We start from the raw sequence: 17,618 nt of genomic DNA, 5'->3' as shown, positions 1-17,618 counted from the left end.
CGGTCCGCGGCGTGGGCGCCGCACCCCGCGAGGCAGGTCAGGGCAGACCCGGGTGCTGCTTCGTCAGGATCGGGATCAGGATCCGCTTCGGCGTGATCTTCGCGAACAGCGCGCCGGCCTTGTTCCCCACCCCCGGAATGATCACGAGCTTCCCGCGATCGAGCCCGTCTACGGCCGTCTTCGCGACCACGTCCGGTGCGATCCACATGAACGCCGGCAGCGCCTCGTCCGCCTGCTCCTTCGTGAACCCCGCCGCCTCGCCGAACCCGGTGTCGACCGGTCCCGGGCACAGCACCGAGACACTCACTCCGGTCCCCTTCAGCTCTCCGGAAAGACTCTGCGTGTACGACAGCACGAAGACCTTGCCCGCTCCGTAGCCGGCCTGCCCCGGCAACGGCTGGAACGCCGCGGTCGAGGCGACGTTGAGCACGGCACCCCGCCCGCGCTCGACCATCCCCGGCAGGAAGCGGCTGCACAGGTCGACGACCGCCACGACGTCCACCTCGACCATCCGCATCTCGGCCTCGGGGTCGCTGCGGTGCACCGGGCCGAGGGTGGAGAGCCCCGCGTTGTTGATCACGATGTCCGGGATCAGGCCGAGCCCGGCGATCCGGTCGGGCAGCGCTGCGCGGGCGGCGCGGTCCGACAGGTCGGCCGCGAGCACGTGCGCGCCGGAGCCGAGCTCGGCGGCGAGCTCGTTGAGCTTGGACTCGGTGCGGGCGACCAGGACGACCTGGTGACCGCGGCGGACGAGATCCCGAGCGATCTCCGCCCCGATTCCTGAGGAGGCGCCGGTGACGACGGCAGCACGGTCTGGGCCGGGAGCAGGAAGGGTCATGCTCCGAACGTTAGTTCAGGGCGTGAAGGTGAAGTAGTGCGACCGCAGACCGATCAGCGTGCGCAGGTCGGTGCCCTTGATGATCACCGAGTCGTTCTTGGCACCGTCGAGCTGGACCTTGAGCACGCGCTGGTCGGTGTCCCGTTCCACGACCCGCACCCGCTGCAGACTGCCGAGCGCCGGGTACTTCTTCTCGAGCTTGGCCTTGGTGTTCGGGCCGATCACCAGCTCGCGGTTCCGGTACGCCGTGTCGAACGTGTCCGGCCGGGCGCCTACCAGGTACGGCTGACCACCCTTCGCCGTGACGCCGCCGTTGCTCGCCGAGAACTGGGTGAAGGCGGGCTTGCCCTGGTAGGTCACGATCTTGCCCGCGGTCGCCCGGATCGCTGCGTCGCTGCCGGGCTGCTCGGCGGAGACGCCCTTGTAGACCTGGCTGCGGGTGGTGTCGTAGACACCGAAGGTGCGCTTCGGGTTCGCGGACATCTCGAACGCGGCGTAGGTGCGCGCCGCGACCGCCTGCGCCTTGACCGCCTCGGGCGCCCACAGTGCCGGCATCTCGGCCGGGACGACGCCACGCAGGTAGGAGTCCAGGGTGAGGATGTTGACGACGTTGCCCTTGATCAGCCGGATACCGCCCCGGTAACGCCTGTCAGCCTCCGGGGTGCGCAGCGTCAGCGCACCGGTGCTGCCGCGGAACTCCCCGGCTCCCTTCAGCGACGCCCTGCCCTTGATCCGGTAGAGCTTCCAGCCGTTGCCCTTGGAGTAGGCGACCCGGGTCTTGCCGGCCTTGGTGCGCAACCGCCAGAGCTTCTGGCCGCTCGTCGGGAGCTTGTACCCCTTGCCGGTCGCCAGGTCGACGACCTTGAGGCCCTTCTCGGGGAACACGATCACGTTGCCGTCGTCGTCACCGGTGAGCAGCACCTTGACGCGACGCGCGTCGGTTCCGAGCTTGGTGCCCGGGTAGTAGAAGTCCAGGATCTGCGCGGCCGTCTGACCGGCGTCCGCCCGGCCCTTCGCGCCGTACTGGGACATCCCGATGCCGTGGCCGAAGCCCTGGGTCAGCACGGTGATGCCGTCGGCGTCGTAGTCCACCCACGCCTCGGCCGCTGAGGCCGGCGCGGGCGCGGCGAGGAAGGAGGCTCCGAGCAGAGCAGTGGTCACGAGCGCGGTCCGAGTACGCATGCCGACCATCCTAAGCAGGGTGGTGCAACCTCCGGGCCGCTTCGGCCACGGACCCGGAGTTCGACGGGTAGACGGTGAACGCGTTCGCCACCTGGTCGGCGGTGAGGCTCTCGGCGACCGCGAGCGAGACCGGGTGGATCAGCTCGCTGGCACGCGGACCGACGACCACGCCGCCCACGATGATGCCGGTGCCGGGACGGCAGAACAGCTTCACGAAGCCGTCGCGCACGCCCTGCATCTTGGCGCGCGGGTTGCCCGCCAGCGGGAGCACGACCGACTCCGCAACGATCTCACCAGCGTCGACGGCCTGCTGCGACCAGCCGACGGTGGCGATCTCGGGTGCGGTGAAGACGTTGGAGGAGACCTTCTTCAGGTCCAGCGGTGCGACCGCGTCACCGAGGAAGTGCCACATCGCGATCCGGCCCTGCATCGCGGCGACCGAGGCGAGCATCAGCACGCCGGTGCAGTCGCCGGCGGCGTAGACGCCCCGAGCCGTGGTGCGGGAGACCCGGTCGACCGCGATGAAGCCTCCGTCGTCGGTGGCGACGCCGGCCTCCTCGAGGCCGAGGTCGGCGGTGTTCGGGACCGACCCGAGGGCCAGCAGGCAGTGCGAGCCCGAGACCGAGCGGCCGTCGGTGAGCGTCACCGTCACGGTGTCGCCGTCGCGGGTCACCGACTCCATCCGGGACTTCCCGAGCACCTGCATGCCGCGGCGGGTGAGCACCTGCTCGAGCACCTCGGCGGCATCGGCGTCCTCGCCGGGCAGCACCCGGTCGCGCGAGGAGACCAGCACGACCTCGATGCCCAGCGCGAGGTACGCGCTGGCGAACTCGGCGCCGGTGACGCCGGAGCCGACCACGATCAGCTTCTCCGGCGTCTCGGTGAGGTCGTAGACCTGCTCCCAGGTGAGGATCCGCTCGCCGTCGGGCTGCGCGGTCGGCAGCGTGCGCGGCGCGGCACCGGTGGCGAGGAGCACCGTGTCGGCCTCGATCGTCTCGGTACCACCCTCCGCGAGGTCCACCACGACACGGTCCGGCGAGGCCAACCGGCCCCGGCCCGCGACGACCCGGACGCCGTCGCGCTCGAGGCGCCGACCGATGTCACGGGACTGCTCGGCCGCGAGCCGGAGCACCCGGGCATTGACCACGCCGAGGTCGATCTGGACCTGGGACCCCGGGGCGAGCGGGTCGACGAGCCCGATGCCGAGCTCGGGCGCGGTCGACAGCTCGGTCATCAGCTCGGAGGTCGCGATCAGGGTCTTGCTGGGCACGCAGTCGGTGAGGACGGCCGAGCCGCCGAGCCCGTCGGAGTCCACGACGACCACCTCGGCGCCCAGCTGCGCAGCCACCAACGCAGATTCGTAGCCGCCGGGACCGCCACCGATGATCACCACACGAGTCACGGACTCATTGTGTCCTACCCGGGCCGCGGCACCGTTGGCCCTACCCTTCTCCCCATGACGTTGTACGCCGCGTACGGCACCAACCTGGACCCGACCAGGATGGGCGAGCGGTGCCCCCACTCCCCCTTGCACGGGACCGGCTGGCTGGACGGCTGGCGACTCACGTTCGGCGGCGAGGAGCACGGCTGGGACGGGGCGCTGGCCACGATCGTGCAGGACCCGTTCGAGCAGGTCTTCGTCGCGCTGTACGACGTCACCGACGAGGACAGCGCCAGCCTCGACGGCTGGGAGTCCGCCGACACCGGCCTGTTCCGCAAGACCAAGGTCCGCGTGTCCACGATGACCGGCGAGGTCGTGGCCTGGGTCTACGTCCTCGACGCGTTCGAGGGCGGGCTGCCCTCGGCGACCTACCTGGGCACGCTGGCGGACTCGGCCGAGGCGGCCGACGCCCCCAGCGACTACGTGGCCGCACTGCGCCGCCGTCCGTGCCGCAGCACCTTCGGCGGGTAATAGAGTCGGGCGCGTGAGCACCCCCTACGAAGCAGCCTCCGAAGCAGCCGTCGCCCTCGCCGAGAAGACCGGTGTCGAGCGTCACGACGTGGCACTCGTGATGGGGTCGGGCTGGCTCCCCGCGGTCGACGCCCTCGGTGAGGCCGTCGCGGAGATCGACATCGCCGACCTGCCCGGTTTCGCCGCTCCTGCTGTCGCCGGTCACGGCGGCAAGCTCCGCTCGGTGCGCTCGGGCGACACGAACCTGCTGGTCTTCCTCGGCCGCACCCACTACTACGAAGGCCTCGGCGTCGCCGCTGTGGCCCACGGCGTCCGCACCGCGGCTGCGGCCGGATGCCGCGCGGTCGTGCTCACCAACGGCTGCGGTGGTCTCAAGCCCGAGTGGGCCCCCGGCACGCCGGTGCTCATCAAGGACCACATCAACCTGACCGGCACGTCCTCGATCGTCGGCGCGAACTTCGTCGACCTCACCGACCTGTACAGCCCGCGGCTGCGGGCGCTGTGCCAGGAGATCGAGCCCGACCTGGACGAGGGCGTCTACGTGCAGTTCCCGGGGCCGCACTACGAGACCCCGGCCGAGATCCGGATGGTCGCCGCGATCGGCGGGGACCTGGTGGGGATGAGCACCACGCTCGAGGCGATCGCCGCGCGCGAGGCGGGGATGGAGGTGCTCGGCATCTCACTGGTCACCAACGCCGCCGCCGGCATGACCGGGGAGCCGCTCAACCACGAGGAGGTCCTCGAGGCGGGAAAGGCCGCGGCCACCCGGATGGGTGAGCTGCTCGGCGCGATCGTGCCGAGGATCTGACCGCCAACCGACACCCCGAACCGGGGCGGCGGACCCCACCGCGAAGTGGGACCCGCCGTCCGGGTCGTTTCCCGCCTACTTCTTCTTGACCTTGATGCTCTTGGTCGCGGTGCTCTTCACGTGCTGCGACGAGCCGGCGTAGGTCACCTTGAGCACCCAGGTGCCCTTGCCGACCTTCGGGAGGGTCGCGACGACCTTGCCGTTGGACAAGGTCTTCGCGGAGAGCTTCTTGGTGACGCCGCCCTTGGTCAGGGTGAGCGTGACCTTGCCGGTCGGGACCGGACCGCCCTTGGCCGAGGCCACGACGACCTTGACCTTGCCCGCCTTCTTGGTGGTCGCCTTGCGCTCCACCGAGGCGGTGATCGCGGTGGCGCCCTTGCCGATCGTGACCGACTTGGTCACGGTGGTCGCGGCCGCCGTCGTGCTGCTGCCGGCGTACGCGAACGACAGGGTTCGGGCACCTGCCGGCAGGGTCGCAGGCAGCACGAAGGTCGCCTTGCCAGCGCTGATCGGACGGGTGTAGCTGACGCCGGCCCCGGTGATGACGACGTTGCCGGTCGCGCCTCCGCTGACGTTCGCGGTGTAGGTCGCCGCCGTCCGGTACGCGACCGACGCCGGGCCCGTGACGGTGATCGTCGACGGGGCCTTGGTCACGGTGACGCTCAGGGTGCCGGTCGACTTCCAGAAACCGGCGTCACCGGCGTACTCCACGGCGTACTGCTTGGTGCCCGGCGTCTGGTTCGGGACCGTGAGGGTCACCGATCCGGTGTCGAGCAGCGGAGCGGTGTCGACGACGTTCGCCCCGTCCTTGATGGTGACGACGCCGTTCGGGGTGCCGCTGGCCGCCGTGACCGTGACGGTCGCCGAGGCAGCGCTCGGGTAGGCGACGGCCGGTGCGGTGGCCGTGACCGTCGTGTCCTTGCGCGCCTTGGCTGCGCTGATGACCGCAGCCAGGTCGACCGGCGTCTCGGTGACCTGGTCCGCGTGGGCCGGGCTGCCGCCCTGACCGTGCGCCTTGCGCGTCACGATGGTGTAGCTCTTGGCAGCATCCAGGGTCGCGATCTGCGCCTTGGTGATCGCGATCGTCGCACTGAACGCGCCGTTGTCGCCGATGGCGGCGTTCGCGCCCGTCGCCGGGTCCGGGCCGATGTCGGCTGCGCTGTTGCTGATCCACGCGGTCGGCGAGTCGCTGGTAACGCCGCCACCGGTTCCTGTGTAGGCCGAGTCGCCGGCAACGCGCTCGCGCAGGCTGGCGTAGAGACCCGGCGCGGTCTTGAGGAAGCCGGTGCCGTTGACGGCGATCTTGATGCCGTCCGCATCCAGGCTGGCGGTGGCCGTGGTCGCGGCGACGGTCCGGTCCAGCGTCAGGTTGAACGCCGACGGGTAGCGGGAGATCCCGTTGGTGCTCCCGCTCGTCGCGACGCCGTTGACGATGGTGCTCTTGAAGGTCCAACCGCTGCCGTTGGTGCCGTCGTTGGTCGCGAGGAACGCGAGGAGCTCCGGGGACCAGCGGCCGATCAGGTTCGACCAGGTGTACTTCGTCGAGGTCGCGGCGAAGCCGTAGGTCAGGTTCGACAGCGTCGTCGGGTAGGTGGCGTCGCCGTCCTCGGAGTTGGGTGACAGGGTCTCGATGACGATCCGCGACGGGCCACGGACGACTCCCGCCGGCGGCAGGGTCGCAGCGTCCGGCGTGGTGCCGAAGGAGACGTCGGCGGTCACCGAGCCGGTTCCCGTCGCGTCGACCACGACCGTCGGGTCGGCGATGCGGATCCATCCGTTCCCGGTGCCCGCGGCCCAGTTGACGGTCGCGCCCTTGAAGCTGAGCGTGGCCGAACCGTCAGCAGCGACGGCGCCGGAGGCGTTGCCGTTGCCGAAGGTGCTGAGCTTGGTGCTCGCGTCGTACGTCGCCGGCGTTCCGTACGCACTCGCGGTCGGGGCGGGGAAGCCGGTCCGGGCGGTTCCGAGGACGTCGGAGATGCCCCAGGTCGCGACTCCGCTGTCGACGACGGGTCCGGTCTGTGCAGCGGTGGCGCCCGGTGCGAGAGCGACGAGGCCGCCGAGGGCGACGGCGCTCGCGACGGCGGCTGCGAGCCGCCTCCGTGTGCGCGATCCGATGGTGTTCATGGCTGTCCTTTCACGGGGATGGAGCCGTTGTGGTGGTGCCTCACGCCAGGGGGCGCGAAGCGGGGATGGGGATCAGGGCGGAGCCGGCCAGGACCAGCGCCGCGAGGAGAAGGAGGCCTCCGCCCAGCCACCAGGCCCAGGCGGAGTCGTGCTCGGCCGGGGAGGCGGCGGTCCGGGCCATCAGCTGCACGCCCGGGCCGGACGCGTGAGGAGCGGACCCCGCGACGGGCACGGTGGCGGCAGCAGCCGCCGCGGGGGCCGTCACGGTGACGGTGCGGGTGACCGTCACGGTCCTCGACTCCGGGGGCTCGGGAGCCTCGTTCTCGACGTCCGGCGCCGGGGTGTGCGCGGGAGGCTCGGGTGTCTCGACGGGCTGGGACGCGTCGTAGCTGACGGTGACCGGGAGCGCCCTCTTGGCGACGTCGGTGGCGCTGCCGCTGTTCATCCAGAACGGCGCGGTGCCGAGGTCGTTCATGAACGAGACGTAGGACTGCGGGAAGGAGCCCGTGGTGCTGACGCCGTCGAGGGTCGTCGTCACCGCGTCGTACGCCGGGGTGGCGCTGAACCCGGCCAGGTCTCCGAGGTCGACGGCCGGCAGGTCGGCGACCGTGACCGTCTTCGCCGGGATCGCGGTCCACACGTCCGGGTTGGCCCGCGTCGACCCGTAACCGCTCAACGTGGCCCGGAGGGCACCCTTGCCGTCGGCGACGTCGAGCACCGGGTCGGAGAGGTAGAAGAACGTGTAGCCCGAGTAGAAGAGCACGGTCACGTCGCCGGTCCACGCGACGTGAGCGGTGCCCGCCTCCCGGTCCACCGAGCCGGTGCCTCCGGCGAACACGAACTGGTGGTCGCTGAACCGGCCGGAGCCGGGTCCGGGGATCGTGACTCCGTCCCTGTCGGTCCCGAGACCGGCCCAGGTGGCCGCCCGGTACGCCGTCCCGTTCCACTTCTCGATCCGCACGGCACCCTGCTGCTGCTTCCAACCCGCGGCGGTGAGCTTCACGTTGCCCTTGCCCGGGTCGGCGATCTTGCCCGCGGAGAAGAAGTTGAAGGTGCCCTGGGCGAACGCGGCGTTGTTCGCCTCGTTGCTCATCCCCCAGCGCAGCACGGCGTCCTCGACGTCGACCGGGCCCTCGGCGGGCTCGGTCGGCTCCGCGGTGGAGGTGGGGCTGGGCGAGACGGTCTGGGTGGGGGCGGGCAGGCCGGTCGCCGCGTCCGCCGGGACGTTGGTCGCGCCAGAAGTCGCCACCGAGGTCGGGGCACCGGCCGGGGCCTCGTCGGCGGCCCACCCCTGCGCCGGTACGACGAGCGCAGCGAGGGCGGCCAGGACGAGTCCGAGCGTGCGCAGGGCTCGGCGTTCAGGCCGCACGACGCCTCCTCCACCGGAGCCCGGCGAACGCGACCGCGCCCGCCAGCACCGCGGCACTGGCGACCACGAAGACGATCGGCCAGGGGTCGTCCTTCTGGAGCGCCGGCTTCCTCGTGTCGGCGACGACGGCGAACCGGACCGAAGGAGGCGCCTCGCCCCCGACGATGCGGAGCTCGTAGGTACCGGTGCGCAGGTCGTTCGGCAGCGTGAGCACTCCCGCGACCTCGCCGTTCGCACCGACCGTCATCGGGCCGACGGCGGCCCGGCCGTCCTCGAAGGTGGCGCTGACCTGGCTGCCGGGCCTCAGGCCCTCGGCGTGGAAGGACAGCACCCGTCCGGGTCTGGCCGACGCGCGGTCGACCTCCAGTGCCGAGTTGGTCGCGATCGTCGGGGCCGCGGGGACCTGGGCGACGGGCGCGGTGGCGAGGCCGCTCCCGGTCGACGGCGTCGCGGCGCCGGAGCTCGTGGTCGTCGACCTGTTCTCCTCCGCGCCGGCGACCTTGCCGACGCGGACGCGGGTGAACGTCTCGTTCCTGCCGTTGGCGACGCCGTGCGCCCCGACGGTGATCACGCCGCAAACGGAGACGCGGCAGTCGACCTTGACGACCCGTTGCTGCGCGTCGGTGGTGGTGAACGTGCCCCCGGGCACGGTGATCTTCGCCGACCAGGTCCCCTTCGCGGAGATCAGGCCTCCGTTGGCCGACCCGGCGGTCTCACTGCCCGGGAACGCGATGAACCGGGCGTAGCCCGCGTTGTTCTTGCTCTCGGAGTCGGGCACGGCCAGGTAGTTCACGCCGCTGCGCCCCCCCTTGCTGGGGCGCCAGCTGCCCTTGACGACACCGAACAGCACGTAGATGCCGCCGTAGCCCTTCTTGATCGACTGGAACCCGCTGCCGCGCAGCGTCAGCGTGGTCGCGTACGTCGGGTCGACGACCGCGCTGCCCGACCCGTTGTCGATGCTCACCCGCGCGGCGGCGCTCGCGGGCGACAGGCTCACGCCGGGGACCAGGCCGAGGACGAGCGCTGCGGCCAGCGCCCCGGAGGCAGCGAATGTCCGTGAGAACGTGGGATGCATCAGGAAACCTCCACTGCGGACGTGACGGGCCGGGTGCTCGGCTGGGACGTGCTGCCCGGATCGACCAGGTGCTCCCGCCGCGGGACGACGAGCAGTCCGCCGGCGTGCTCCACGACCTGGAGCGGGTGCTGGTAGACCTCGTCGAGGACGTCCTCGACGAGCACCTCGCGCGGCGTCCCCAGGGCGCGGACCTCACCTCGGGACATCACGCAGATCCGGTCCGCCCACGCCGCCGCCAGCGAGAGGTCGTGGAGCACCACGACGACGCTGGCCCCCGTGCGCGCGAGGTCGCGCGCGGTCGCCAGGACCTGCTCCTGGTGGCGGATGTCGAGCGCTGCGGTCGGCTCGTCGAGCAGTACCACCGGTGCTTCCTGGGCGAGGACCCGCGCCAGGGACACCCGCGACTTCTCACCGCCCGACAGCGTCGGGTAGCGGCGCTCGGCGAACTCGACGACGTCGGTGCGCCTCATCGCGAGGTCGATCGCGATCTCGTCGCGCTCCTCCTCGGGGTGCCGGTACCACGGGGTCCGGCCCATCTCGACGACCTCGTAGCCGGTGAAGCCGAACGCGATCCGTTGCTCCTGCAGGAGCACCGACCGCAGTCGTGCTGCCCGCTTCGGGGCGAGGTTGCCCAGGTCCTCGCCCAGCAGCGAGACCGACCCGGCGTCCGCGTCGACGTCACCCGAGGCGACCGCGAGCAGCGTCGACTTGCCGGCGCCGTTCGGACCGACCAGGGCCAGCACCTCGCCGCGGTGCACGTCCAGGTCGACCCCGCACAACACCGGACTTCCACCGAGGGTCACCTCGATTCCCCGCAGGGACAACGCCGGGGGCAGCTTCTCGGGCGCGAGCTGCCCGACCGTGGTGGGGTGACTCACGCCCAGCCTCCCGCCGTACGACGGGTGCGGCGCAGCAGCCAGAAGAAGAACGGGCCACCGACCAGGGCGGTGAGCATGCCGATCGGGAGATCCGCGTACTCGACCAACGTGCGGGCGAACAGGTCAGCGACCACCAGGAGCACCGCACCGGCCAGGGCGCTGGCCGGCAGCAGCAGCCGGTGACCGGGGCCGAGCACGATCCGGATCAGGTGCGGGACGACGAGACCGACGAAGCCGATCACGCCGCAGAAGGAGACCGCCGCGGCGGTCAGGACGGCGACGAGGAAGATCGCCTTGATGCGCAGGCGCTCGACGTCCACGCCGACGTGGCGGGCAGCCCGGTCCCCCAGCGAGAGCAGGTCGAGCTGCCGGCTGAGCAGCATCGCGCCGAGGATGCCGGCCACGCACAGCGGTGCGACCACCCCGACGTACTGCCAGCGGGTGCCGTTGAGCGACCCGAGGGTCCAGAACACGATCTGCTCCCGGGCCTGGGTGTCGGCCATGAACATCACCAGCGCCATGCCGGCCTGTGCGACGGCGTTCACCGCGATGCCGGTGAGCACGAGCGTGACCACCTCGGTGCGACCACCGTCGCGCGACATCAGGTAGACCAGGAGCGTCGTGGCCAGCCCCCCGAGGAACGCGAAGAGCGGGATCGTCCAGATGCCTGCGACGGTGATCCCGAAGGCGATCGCCGAGGCCGCCGCCAGGGCAGCGCCGGCGGAGACGCCGACCACGCCGGGCTCGGCGAGCGGGTTGCCGAAGACGCCCTGCATCATCGCGCCTGCCGTGGCGAGGGCCGCGCCGACCACCACGCCGAGGGCGACCCGGGGGAAGCGGACCTCCCACAGCGCGTTGTCACCCTGAGGGTGCGTCGGCACCGAACCCAGGTTCCAGCCGACCAGGTCGCCGAGGCGGCGCAGGATCGAGTCGAGGACCTCCCCTGGCGGGATGTCGAGCTGACCGCGGCCGGCAGCGACGAGAACGGCGACGACCAGCGCGGCAGCGAGTCCGGCGAACACGACCGCGACGCGCGATCCGCGGACCCTTGCGCGCAGCGGCGCGGCGGTCTGGGGAGCGACCCGGGTCAGCGTCGTCACTTCGTTCCCTCCGCGATCGCACCGGGCGCGTAGACGGCGACGGCGAGCGCGTTCAGGACCTGGGGAGTGATCGGTCCGTACCCGAGGATCTCGGCGTCGGCCATGTCGACGACACGACGGTGCTGACCCGCCGGGGTGGCTGCCAGGGCCGGGAATCGGTCCAGCAGCTTGTCGACACCGCCCACGGACTCCAGGCCCTTGGTCATCATCAGGATCACGTCGGGCTGCGCGGCGACGATCGCCTCGTCGGTGATCGGCTTGGAGCCCTTCCAACCGATCTCGGCGGCGACGTCGTACAGGCCGAGCGCGTCGATCAGGGAGTCGGCGCCGGAGCCCTCCCCGAACATGTAGTACACCCCGGAGGCGCCGCGGGCATAGAGGAACATCGTCCGGAGCTTCCGGCCGTCGTCGGTCGGCGCGACCGCGGCGATCTCGGCCCTGGTCCTCGCGAGCTGTGTCGCGACGCGCGCGGTGAGCCGTGCCCCTGCGTCCGGTACCCCGAGAGCCGCCGCCACCTGCTCGGTGATCTCGTCGACGTTGTCGAGGCTGCGCTCGGAGTCGGTGACCACGACGGGGATCCCGGAGTCGCGCAGCTGGAGGATCACGTCCCACGGTCCGAGCGAGGTGTCGGTCAGGACGACCGTGGGGTCCAGCGCGAGGATGGACTCGGCGTTCAGCTCGTGGCCGTTGTGGGTGACCAGCGGGAGCCCGGACGCCTCCGGGAACTGGGTGGAGATGTCCCGTCCCACCAGCTTCGGACCCTGGCCCAGCTCGAAGACCGTGCGCGACAGGGTGCCGTAGATGTCCAGCGCGAGGATGCGGCTGGTGTCCGTCACGGTGACCTTCGTGCCCTGCGCGTCCCTCACGGTGGTCGGCAGCTGCGGCGTACCGGCCTCCACCGCACGGACGACGTCATCCGCGACGACCGCGGTGCTCGGACCGTCCCAGGAACGCGGGTCCTTCAGGGGGGTCACCGACGAGAGATCGGGCGCGACCTTGCCCCGGGCCGAGGCGGAGTCCACCGGAGCCGAGCAGCCTGCGAGGAGAACGGTTCCGAGCAGTACCGTTGCTCCCGCAACTGCGCTGAGGAACGAGGCGCTGGAACGCCGCACGACCACACCTGCAATCATTGGTAAGGTAAGGCAAAACTTACTAAGGGCAGCCTTACCTTAACCTACCGCCAGGAGTCCCCCATGACCGTGCTCGAATCCGACGCGACGAACGCGCCGCTCTCCACCGCGATGCGCGAGGGCTCGATGGCGGAGCACAAGCACGCCGAGGGGTCGGCGTTCGTCGAGAAGCTGCTCGCCGGCGAGGTCAACGAGCGCGGCTACGTCCAGTTCCTCGGGCGTCTCCGGATGATCTACGCCGCGATGGAGTCGGTCGGACGCGAGCTCGCTGACGACCCGATCGTCGCCGCGGTCCACGACCCCGTGCTCGAGCGCCTCGAGTCGATCGACGCCGACATGGACCACTGGTCCGCCGGTCACCCCCCGGTGATCAGCAGCCCGGCTGCCGACGCGTACGTCGCCCGGCTCGAGGACAGCGCGTCGTGGGGCGGTCTCTACCTGGCCCACCACTACACCCGCTACCTGGGCGACCTGTCCGGCGGCCAGGCCTTCGGTGCCGTGCTGAAGCGCGAGTTCGACCTCGGCGACGTGGGCGCCTCGTTCTACAAGTTCACCGAAATCCCGAAGCCGAAGCCGTACAAGGACGCCTACCGTGCCCGGATGGACGGACTGGGCCTCGACGCCGGGCAGATCGCCCGGGTCGTCGACGAGGTGAAGGTCGCGTTCAACCTGAACCAGGCGCTGTTCGCGGAGCTGAGCGGCAACCTCGAGGCGTGGAAGCGGATCCCCACCGGGAGCTGAGAACCAGCGCGGGCACAGACGCTCAGGCCGACTTGCGCACGACTGCTTCGCCGACCAGGTCGCGGAAGTAGGAGTCCTCCGCGAAGACCGCCTCGAACGCGCTGCGCTCGAGGTGCAGGAGCGTGCTGCGGCGGCTGGTGACGACGGTGGCCGAGCGCAGGCGCCGGCGCACGATGCCGAGCTCGCCGAGGATCTCGCCCCGGTGGCACGGCTCGAGGTCGACGCCTCCCCTGCGGACGTCGACCTCACCGTCGAGCAGCACGTAGGCCTTGTCGGGCGTCGTCTGCTCGGCGAGGATCGCCCAGCCGGGGCGGACCTTCACCACGTGACCGACCTCGACCAAGGTGCGCAGCAGGGACGCGGGCGCATCGGTGAACGAGGGCACGGCGCCGAGCAGACGCATCTCCGCGGTGACGTCTCCGCGAGGTGCCGGGCCGGTGCTGATCAGGGAACGGTTGCGCATGGTGGGGTCCTTCGTCTGGGAGGGGTCTTGCCGGGGATGAGTCGGCTCAGTACCCGGTGATACGTGCCAGCGAGCATTTCCTGTTTGACTTGGAGTGCACTCGAAGGGCGACACTGAGGCGGTGACCTCCCTGACCATCGCCGAGGCGGCCGAGCAGACCGGCCTGACCGCGCACACCCTGCGGTACTACGAGCGCGACGGCCTGATGCTGGCCGCCCCCGACCGGTCCGCATCCGGGCACCGGCGCTACTCCGAGCGCGACCTCACCTGGATCACGCTGATCACCCGGCTCCGCTCCACGGGCATGCCGATCCGCGACGTACGCCGGTACGCCGCCCTGGTGCGCGACGGTGACGGCAACGAGCTCGAACGACTCGAGCTGCTGATGGCGCACCGCGGACGGGTCGAGGCCCAGCTCGCCGAGGTGACCGCCAACCTGCGCGCCATCGACCACAAGATCGGCATCTACGAGGGGAAGCTCGCGCAGGTTCCCAGAGGGGCTTGACTTCGAGTGCGCTCGAAGGAGTTGGCTGGTGGCATGACTCAGATCCAGACACGCACCCTCGGGACCACCGCCCCTCTGACCGTCTCCGCCCTCGGCCTCGGCTGCATGGGAATGTCGGAGTTCTACGGCAGTGCCGACGAGGCGGCCGGCCTCGCGACCATCGGTCGCGCCCTCGACCTCGGCGTCACCTTCCTCGACACCGCGGACATGTACGGGCCCTTCACCAACGAGAAGCTGGTGGGCAAGGCGATCGCCTCACGGCGCGACGAAGTCCAGCTCGCCACCAAGTTCGGCAACGAGCGGCTGCCCGACGGCACCCGCGTGGGCATCAACGGCAGCCCGGAGTACGTGCGGGCAGCCTGCGACGCGTCGCTGCAGCGCCTCGGCGTCGACCACATCGACCTCTACTACCAGCACCGCGTCGACCAGTCCGTGCCGATCGAGGAGACCGTCGGGGCGATGGCCGAGCTCGTCGAGGCCGGCAAGGTCCGCTTCCTCGGCCTTTCCGAGGCCTCGGCCGCGAACATCCGCAAGGCGCACGGCGTACACCCGATCACTGCTCTGCAGACCGAGTACTCGCTGTTCACCCGCGACCTGGAGGACGAGATCCTCCCGGTCCTGCGCGAGCTCGGCATCGGCCTCGTGCCGTACTCCCCGCTCGGCCGCGGCATCCTCACCGGCGCGATCACCAACGAGGCCACACTGGAGGAGAACGACAGCCGGCGCTCGGCGTACTTCCCCCGCCTGAACGGCGACGCGCTGCAGGCGAACCTCAAGCTGGTCGACGAGATCGGGAAGATCGCCGCCGACAAGGGCTGCACCCCCGGTCAGCTCGCGCTGGCGTGGGTGCTCGCGCAGGGCCCTGACATCGTTCCGATCCCCGGCACCAAGCGGGTGAAGTACCTCGAGGAGAACGTCGGCGCCGCCGCGGTCACCCTGACCTCCGACGACGTGGCCCGCCTCGAGACGGCGGTCCCCCGCGACGCCGTCCAGGGAGACCGGTACGGCGACATGTCGAGCATCGACCGCTGACGTGACGTGCGCTGCAGGGCGGCCGGCCGGGACACGGCGGCGCCGTGGATGGGTCTGGCCCCCTGGAGCGAGGAACGAGCGGAAGGGTGGTTGGCGCCGCCGGGTCCCGGTTGGCCGTCCAGGCGGGGACAGCACCCCTACCAGCGGGTAACATAGGAGCCATGAGCACCCGGAAGTACGTCCAGCACGAGGTCACCGACGGCATCGCCCACGTCCGGCTGACCCGGGCGGACAAGCTGAACGCCCTGACCTTGGCGACCCTCGACGAGCTCGTCGCCACCGCGCGGGAGCTGCGTCGCGACAAGACCTTGCGCGCCGTCGTGATCAGCGGCGAGGGCAGCTCGTTCTGCGCCGGTCTGGACTTCGCGTCCGCGATGAAGACGCCGGCCGGGATCGTGAAGGCGTTCGTGCCGGTGCCCTGGCGCGGGACCAACACCTTCCAGGAAGCGTGCTGGGCGTGGCGCCGACTGCCGGTGCCCGTCATCGCGGCCGTCGACGGCCACTGCTTCGGCGGCGGTCTCCAGCTCGCGACAGCGGCCGACTTCCGGATCGCCACGCCGGACTCGGAGTGGTCGGTCCTCGAGGCCCGCTGGGGTCTGATCCCCGACATGAGCGGCATCCGCAGCCTCGCCGAGCTGATCGGGATCGACACCGCCAAGAAGCTGACGATGACCGGGCAGATGTTCAGCGGCAAGGAGGCCGCCGAGCTCGGCCTGGTCACCGAGCTCGCTGCCGACCCCGTGGTCGCCGCCCTGGACCTGGCTCGCCAGATCGCCGAGCGCTCGCCGGACTCGGTCGCGGCGGCGAAGCGACTCTTCAACCAGACCTGGACCTCCTCGCCGCGCGCGACGTTCGCGCGCGAGCGTGCCGAGCAGCTGGTGCTCCTCACCGTCGCGAACACGAAGGCGGCGCGGACGGCGGCGTTCAAGAAGGTGCCGGCAACCTTCGGTCCGCGGTTCTTCCGCTGATTCGGCAGGATGGTGCCGTGAAGTTCCGTTCCTTGGCCGCACTCGTCGTCCTGGTCCTGTCCGCGACGACCGCGTGCGCCGACGGCCTCGACTGCACGGACAAGGGTGGTGTCAGCCAGATCCGGATCCAGGTACCGCCGGCGATCCAGAAGCTCAGCAAGAACTTCCGGGTCGAGCTCTGCCAGGGCGAGCGGTGCGAGGCAGTGAACTTCGCCAGCAAGTCGACCGAGGCGAACGGGTACGTCAGCAAGGGCGTCTTCCTCGTCGAGGACACGTACTCGGTCGACGTCAGCCTGTTCGGCCGGCACTGGAAGGCCGACACCGCCAGCGGCTTGACGATCATCGGCGTGACCAAGAAGGGCCGCACCGTGCTGCGGCACACCGAGCAGTTCGAGTTCGACGGGTACTACCCGAACGGCAAGGACTGCGATAAGGAGCCGTCCGTCAACTACGCGACCTCCGTAGGCGGCGACGACCTCGTCGAGTGAAGTACACAGTGACGGTGTACAAATGAGCCATGGCAACCATTGGCTTCGGTGACTCCACCGCAAACACTGTCGGCGACCTCCCCGCGAAGGGCTCGAAGGCTCCCTCGTTCACCCTCGTGGCGGACGACCTCTCCGAGCTCAGCTCCGCAGACCTGACCGGCAAGACGGTCATCTCCATCTTCCCGAGCATCGGCACCGGCGTCTGCCAGGCCAGCGTCCGGAAGTTCAACGAGCTGGCCTCGAGCCTGGAGGGCACCACCGTCCTCAACGTCTCGAAGGACCTCCCGTTCGCACTGCAGCAGTTCTGTGCCGCGGAGGGCCTGGACAACGTGAAGGTCGCCTCCGGCTTCCGCTCCTCCTTCGGCGAGGACTACGGCATCACGCTGACCGACTCCAAGTTCCAGGGTCTGTACGGCCGTGGGGTCGTCGTCGTGGACGCCGACGGCACCGTGCTGCACAGCGAGCTGGTCCCGGCCGTCGGCCAGGAGCCGGACTACGACGCAGCTATCGCGGCGCTCTCCTGACGTAGTCGGCGAGGCCTGATTCGGCCCCGCGCATCATCTGGTGGTGGTTCCAGGCCAGCACCGGCCTGGCGACGTACGACGCCGCCACGAACATCCGACCCACAGCGCGCACCCGTTGCTCGAACTCGAGCCGGGTGCCGTTGTGCGTCCGGGCGAGGGTCCACTGCGCGTAGCCGGCGATCGGACCGTCGATGTCGACCCGGAGCACGTCGCCCTCCCGGCTGACCGCGTGCAGGATGAGCTCGAGGTCGTACGGCAGCCGGGAGCGGCAGACCACGAGCGCGTCGTCGGGGCCAAGGCTTGCGACCGCGCGGACCTGCGGCCACCAGTCCACGTAGTGCTCGAGGTCGACCAGCACCGCGCGGACCCGGTCGACCTCCGCTGCCACCTCGGTGACGTGGTCGAAGGCGTACTCGGCAGCGCTCACGGGTCGAGGCTAGTCAGGTAGTCCCCACGCCGGTGCACCAGTCCGACCGCGCAA

19 protein-coding genes are annotated in these 17,618 nt (G+C 70.7%); 8 read left to right on the top strand and 11 right to left on the bottom strand.

Annotated features, from left to right (window positions below):
- Positions 1-37 precede the first annotated feature (37 nt).
- The 3 genes from ABIE44_RS14535 to ABIE44_RS14525 are packed head-to-tail and all read right to left on the bottom strand — an operon-like array spanning position 38 to position 3,422.
- Entirely contained in the window at positions 38-838 is an 801-nt protein-coding gene (locus ABIE44_RS14535) for an SDR family NAD(P)-dependent oxidoreductase (RefSeq protein WP_209716126.1), read from the bottom strand.
- A gap of 15 nt (positions 839-853) precedes the next feature.
- Positions 854-2,020 (bottom strand): SpoIID/LytB domain-containing protein, encoded by a 1,167-nt coding sequence (locus ABIE44_RS14530; RefSeq protein ID WP_209716129.1) that lies wholly within the window; start codon positions 2,018-2,020, stop codon positions 854-856.
- A gap of 10 nt (positions 2,021-2,030) precedes the next feature.
- Complete coding sequence (locus ABIE44_RS14525; RefSeq protein WP_209716132.1) at positions 2,031-3,422, bottom strand: NAD(P)H-quinone dehydrogenase; 1,392 nt, start codon at positions 3,420-3,422, stop codon at positions 2,031-2,033.
- 54 nt (positions 3,423-3,476) lie between these two features.
- On the opposite strand from ABIE44_RS14525, the gene ABIE44_RS14520 reads away from it, so the two are divergent.
- Entirely contained in the window at positions 3,477-3,932 is a 456-nt protein-coding gene (locus tag ABIE44_RS14520; RefSeq protein ID WP_209716135.1) for a gamma-glutamylcyclotransferase family protein, read from the top strand.
- 13 nt (positions 3,933-3,945) lie between these two features.
- Positions 3,946-4,740, top strand: coding sequence for a purine-nucleoside phosphorylase (locus ABIE44_RS14515; protein WP_209716138.1), 795 nt, complete (start codon positions 3,946-3,948; stop codon positions 4,738-4,740).
- 75 nt (positions 4,741-4,815) lie between these two features.
- Here ABIE44_RS14515 and ABIE44_RS14510 read toward each other — a convergent pair whose 3' ends face one another.
- From ABIE44_RS14510 to ABIE44_RS14485, 6 genes are read right to left on the bottom strand one after another with little or no spacing between them, the layout of a single operon-like run.
- On the bottom strand, positions 4,816-6,864 hold the full coding sequence (locus ABIE44_RS14510; protein ID WP_209716141.1) for an Ig-like domain repeat protein: 2,049 nt from the start codon (positions 6,862-6,864) through the stop codon (positions 4,816-4,818).
- Between the two features lie 40 nt (positions 6,865-6,904).
- Positions 6,905-8,233, bottom strand: coding sequence for an HtaA domain-containing protein (locus ABIE44_RS14505; RefSeq protein ID WP_209716145.1), 1,329 nt, complete (start codon positions 8,231-8,233; stop codon positions 6,905-6,907).
- Positions 8,223-9,308, bottom strand: a complete 1,086-nt coding sequence (locus ABIE44_RS14500) for a hypothetical protein (protein WP_209716148.1) — start codon at positions 9,306-9,308, stop codon at positions 8,223-8,225. Before ABIE44_RS14500 ends, ABIE44_RS14505 begins: the two co-directional genes overlap by 11 nt.
- A complete protein-coding gene (locus ABIE44_RS14495; RefSeq protein ID WP_354438092.1) occupies positions 9,308-10,186 on the bottom strand; it encodes a heme ABC transporter ATP-binding protein in 879 nt (292 codons plus the stop codon). Before ABIE44_RS14495 ends, ABIE44_RS14500 begins: the two co-directional genes overlap by 1 nt.
- Entirely contained in the window at positions 10,183-11,286 is a 1,104-nt protein-coding gene (locus ABIE44_RS14490; RefSeq protein ID WP_354438091.1) for a FecCD family ABC transporter permease, read from the bottom strand. The genes ABIE44_RS14495 and ABIE44_RS14490 overlap by 4 nt, the downstream gene beginning before the upstream one ends.
- A complete protein-coding gene (locus ABIE44_RS14485; RefSeq protein ID WP_354438090.1) occupies positions 11,283-12,308 on the bottom strand; it encodes a heme/hemin ABC transporter substrate-binding protein in 1,026 nt (341 codons plus the stop codon). Before ABIE44_RS14485 ends, ABIE44_RS14490 begins: the two co-directional genes overlap by 4 nt.
- 171 nt (positions 12,309-12,479) lie before the next feature.
- Here ABIE44_RS14485 and ABIE44_RS14480 point away from each other — a divergent pair, with 171 nt between their 5' ends.
- Positions 12,480-13,157, top strand: coding sequence for a biliverdin-producing heme oxygenase (locus ABIE44_RS14480; RefSeq protein WP_209716153.1), 678 nt, complete (start codon positions 12,480-12,482; stop codon positions 13,155-13,157).
- 22 nt (positions 13,158-13,179) lie between these two features.
- Here the strand turns inward: ABIE44_RS14480 and ABIE44_RS14475 are convergent, their stop codons facing one another.
- Positions 13,180-13,620 (bottom strand): cyclic nucleotide-binding domain-containing protein, encoded by a 441-nt coding sequence (locus tag ABIE44_RS14475; RefSeq protein ID WP_209716155.1) that lies wholly within the window; start codon positions 13,618-13,620, stop codon positions 13,180-13,182.
- 121 nt (positions 13,621-13,741) lie between these two features.
- Between ABIE44_RS14475 and ABIE44_RS14470 the strand changes: the two genes are divergently transcribed.
- From ABIE44_RS14470 to tpx, 5 genes are all read left to right on the top strand, one after another.
- Positions 13,742-14,125: a MerR family transcriptional regulator gene (locus ABIE44_RS14470; protein WP_209716158.1), complete on the top strand. Its 384-nt coding sequence runs from the start codon at positions 13,742-13,744 to the stop codon at positions 14,123-14,125.
- A 33-nt stretch (positions 14,126-14,158) separates the two neighbouring features.
- Positions 14,159-15,157: an aldo/keto reductase gene (locus tag ABIE44_RS14465; protein ID WP_209716161.1), complete on the top strand. Its 999-nt coding sequence runs from the start codon at positions 14,159-14,161 to the stop codon at positions 15,155-15,157.
- Between the two features lie 161 nt (positions 15,158-15,318).
- Entirely contained in the window at positions 15,319-16,125 is an 807-nt protein-coding gene (locus ABIE44_RS14460; protein ID WP_209716164.1) for a crotonase/enoyl-CoA hydratase family protein, read from the top strand.
- A 17-nt stretch (positions 16,126-16,142) separates the two neighbouring features.
- Positions 16,143-16,613, top strand: a complete 471-nt coding sequence (locus tag ABIE44_RS14455; RefSeq protein ID WP_209716179.1) for a hypothetical protein — start codon at positions 16,143-16,145, stop codon at positions 16,611-16,613.
- A 29-nt stretch (positions 16,614-16,642) separates the two neighbouring features.
- A complete protein-coding gene (tpx, locus tag ABIE44_RS14450) occupies positions 16,643-17,137 on the top strand; it encodes a thiol peroxidase (protein ID WP_209716183.1) in 495 nt (164 codons plus the stop codon).
- Here tpx and ABIE44_RS14445 read toward each other — a convergent pair.
- Positions 17,118-17,564 carry an SRPBCC family protein gene (locus ABIE44_RS14445; protein WP_354438089.1) on the bottom strand — a complete coding sequence of 149 codons (447 nt, stop codon included), beginning with the start codon at positions 17,562-17,564 and terminating at the stop codon, positions 17,118-17,120. The two genes, tpx and ABIE44_RS14445, sit on opposite strands and share 20 nt — an antisense overlap.
- Between the last annotated feature and the right edge of the window lie 54 nt (positions 17,565-17,618).

Source organism: Marmoricola sp. OAE513 (assembly GCF_040546585.1).
Taxonomy (GTDB): Bacteria; Actinomycetota; Actinomycetes; order Propionibacteriales; family Nocardioidaceae; genus Marmoricola.
The sequence above is the reverse complement of the archived record's forward strand: the minus strand, read 5'-3'. Positions and strand labels throughout refer to the sequence as shown.

Coding starts and splice junctions, on each gene's coding strand:
- ABIE44_RS14535 (WP_209716126.1), bottom strand. CDS start 838: ATGACCCTTCCTGCTCCCGGCCCAGACCGTGCTGCCGTCGTCACCGGC.
- ABIE44_RS14530 (WP_209716129.1), bottom strand. CDS start 2,020: ATGCGTACTCGGACCGCGCTCGTGACCACTGCTCTGCTCGGAGCCTCC.
- ABIE44_RS14520 (WP_209716135.1), top strand. CDS start 3,477: ATGACGTTGTACGCCGCGTACGGCACCAACCTGGACCCGACCAGGATG.
- ABIE44_RS14510 (WP_209716141.1), bottom strand. CDS start 6,864: ATGAACACCATCGGATCGCGCACACGGAGGCGGCTCGCAGCCGCCGTC.
- ABIE44_RS14500 (WP_209716148.1), bottom strand. CDS start 9,308: ATGCATCCCACGTTCTCACGGACATTCGCTGCCTCCGGGGCGCTGGCC.
- ABIE44_RS14480 (WP_209716153.1), top strand. CDS start 12,480: ATGACCGTGCTCGAATCCGACGCGACGAACGCGCCGCTCTCCACCGCG.
- ABIE44_RS14475 (WP_209716155.1), bottom strand. CDS start 13,620: ATGCGCAACCGTTCCCTGATCAGCACCGGCCCGGCACCTCGCGGAGAC.
- ABIE44_RS14465 (WP_209716161.1), top strand. CDS start 14,159: ATGACTCAGATCCAGACACGCACCCTCGGGACCACCGCCCCTCTGACC.
- ABIE44_RS14460 (WP_209716164.1), top strand. CDS start 15,319: ATGAGCACCCGGAAGTACGTCCAGCACGAGGTCACCGACGGCATCGCC.
- tpx (WP_209716183.1), top strand. CDS start 16,643: ATGGCAACCATTGGCTTCGGTGACTCCACCGCAAACACTGTCGGCGAC.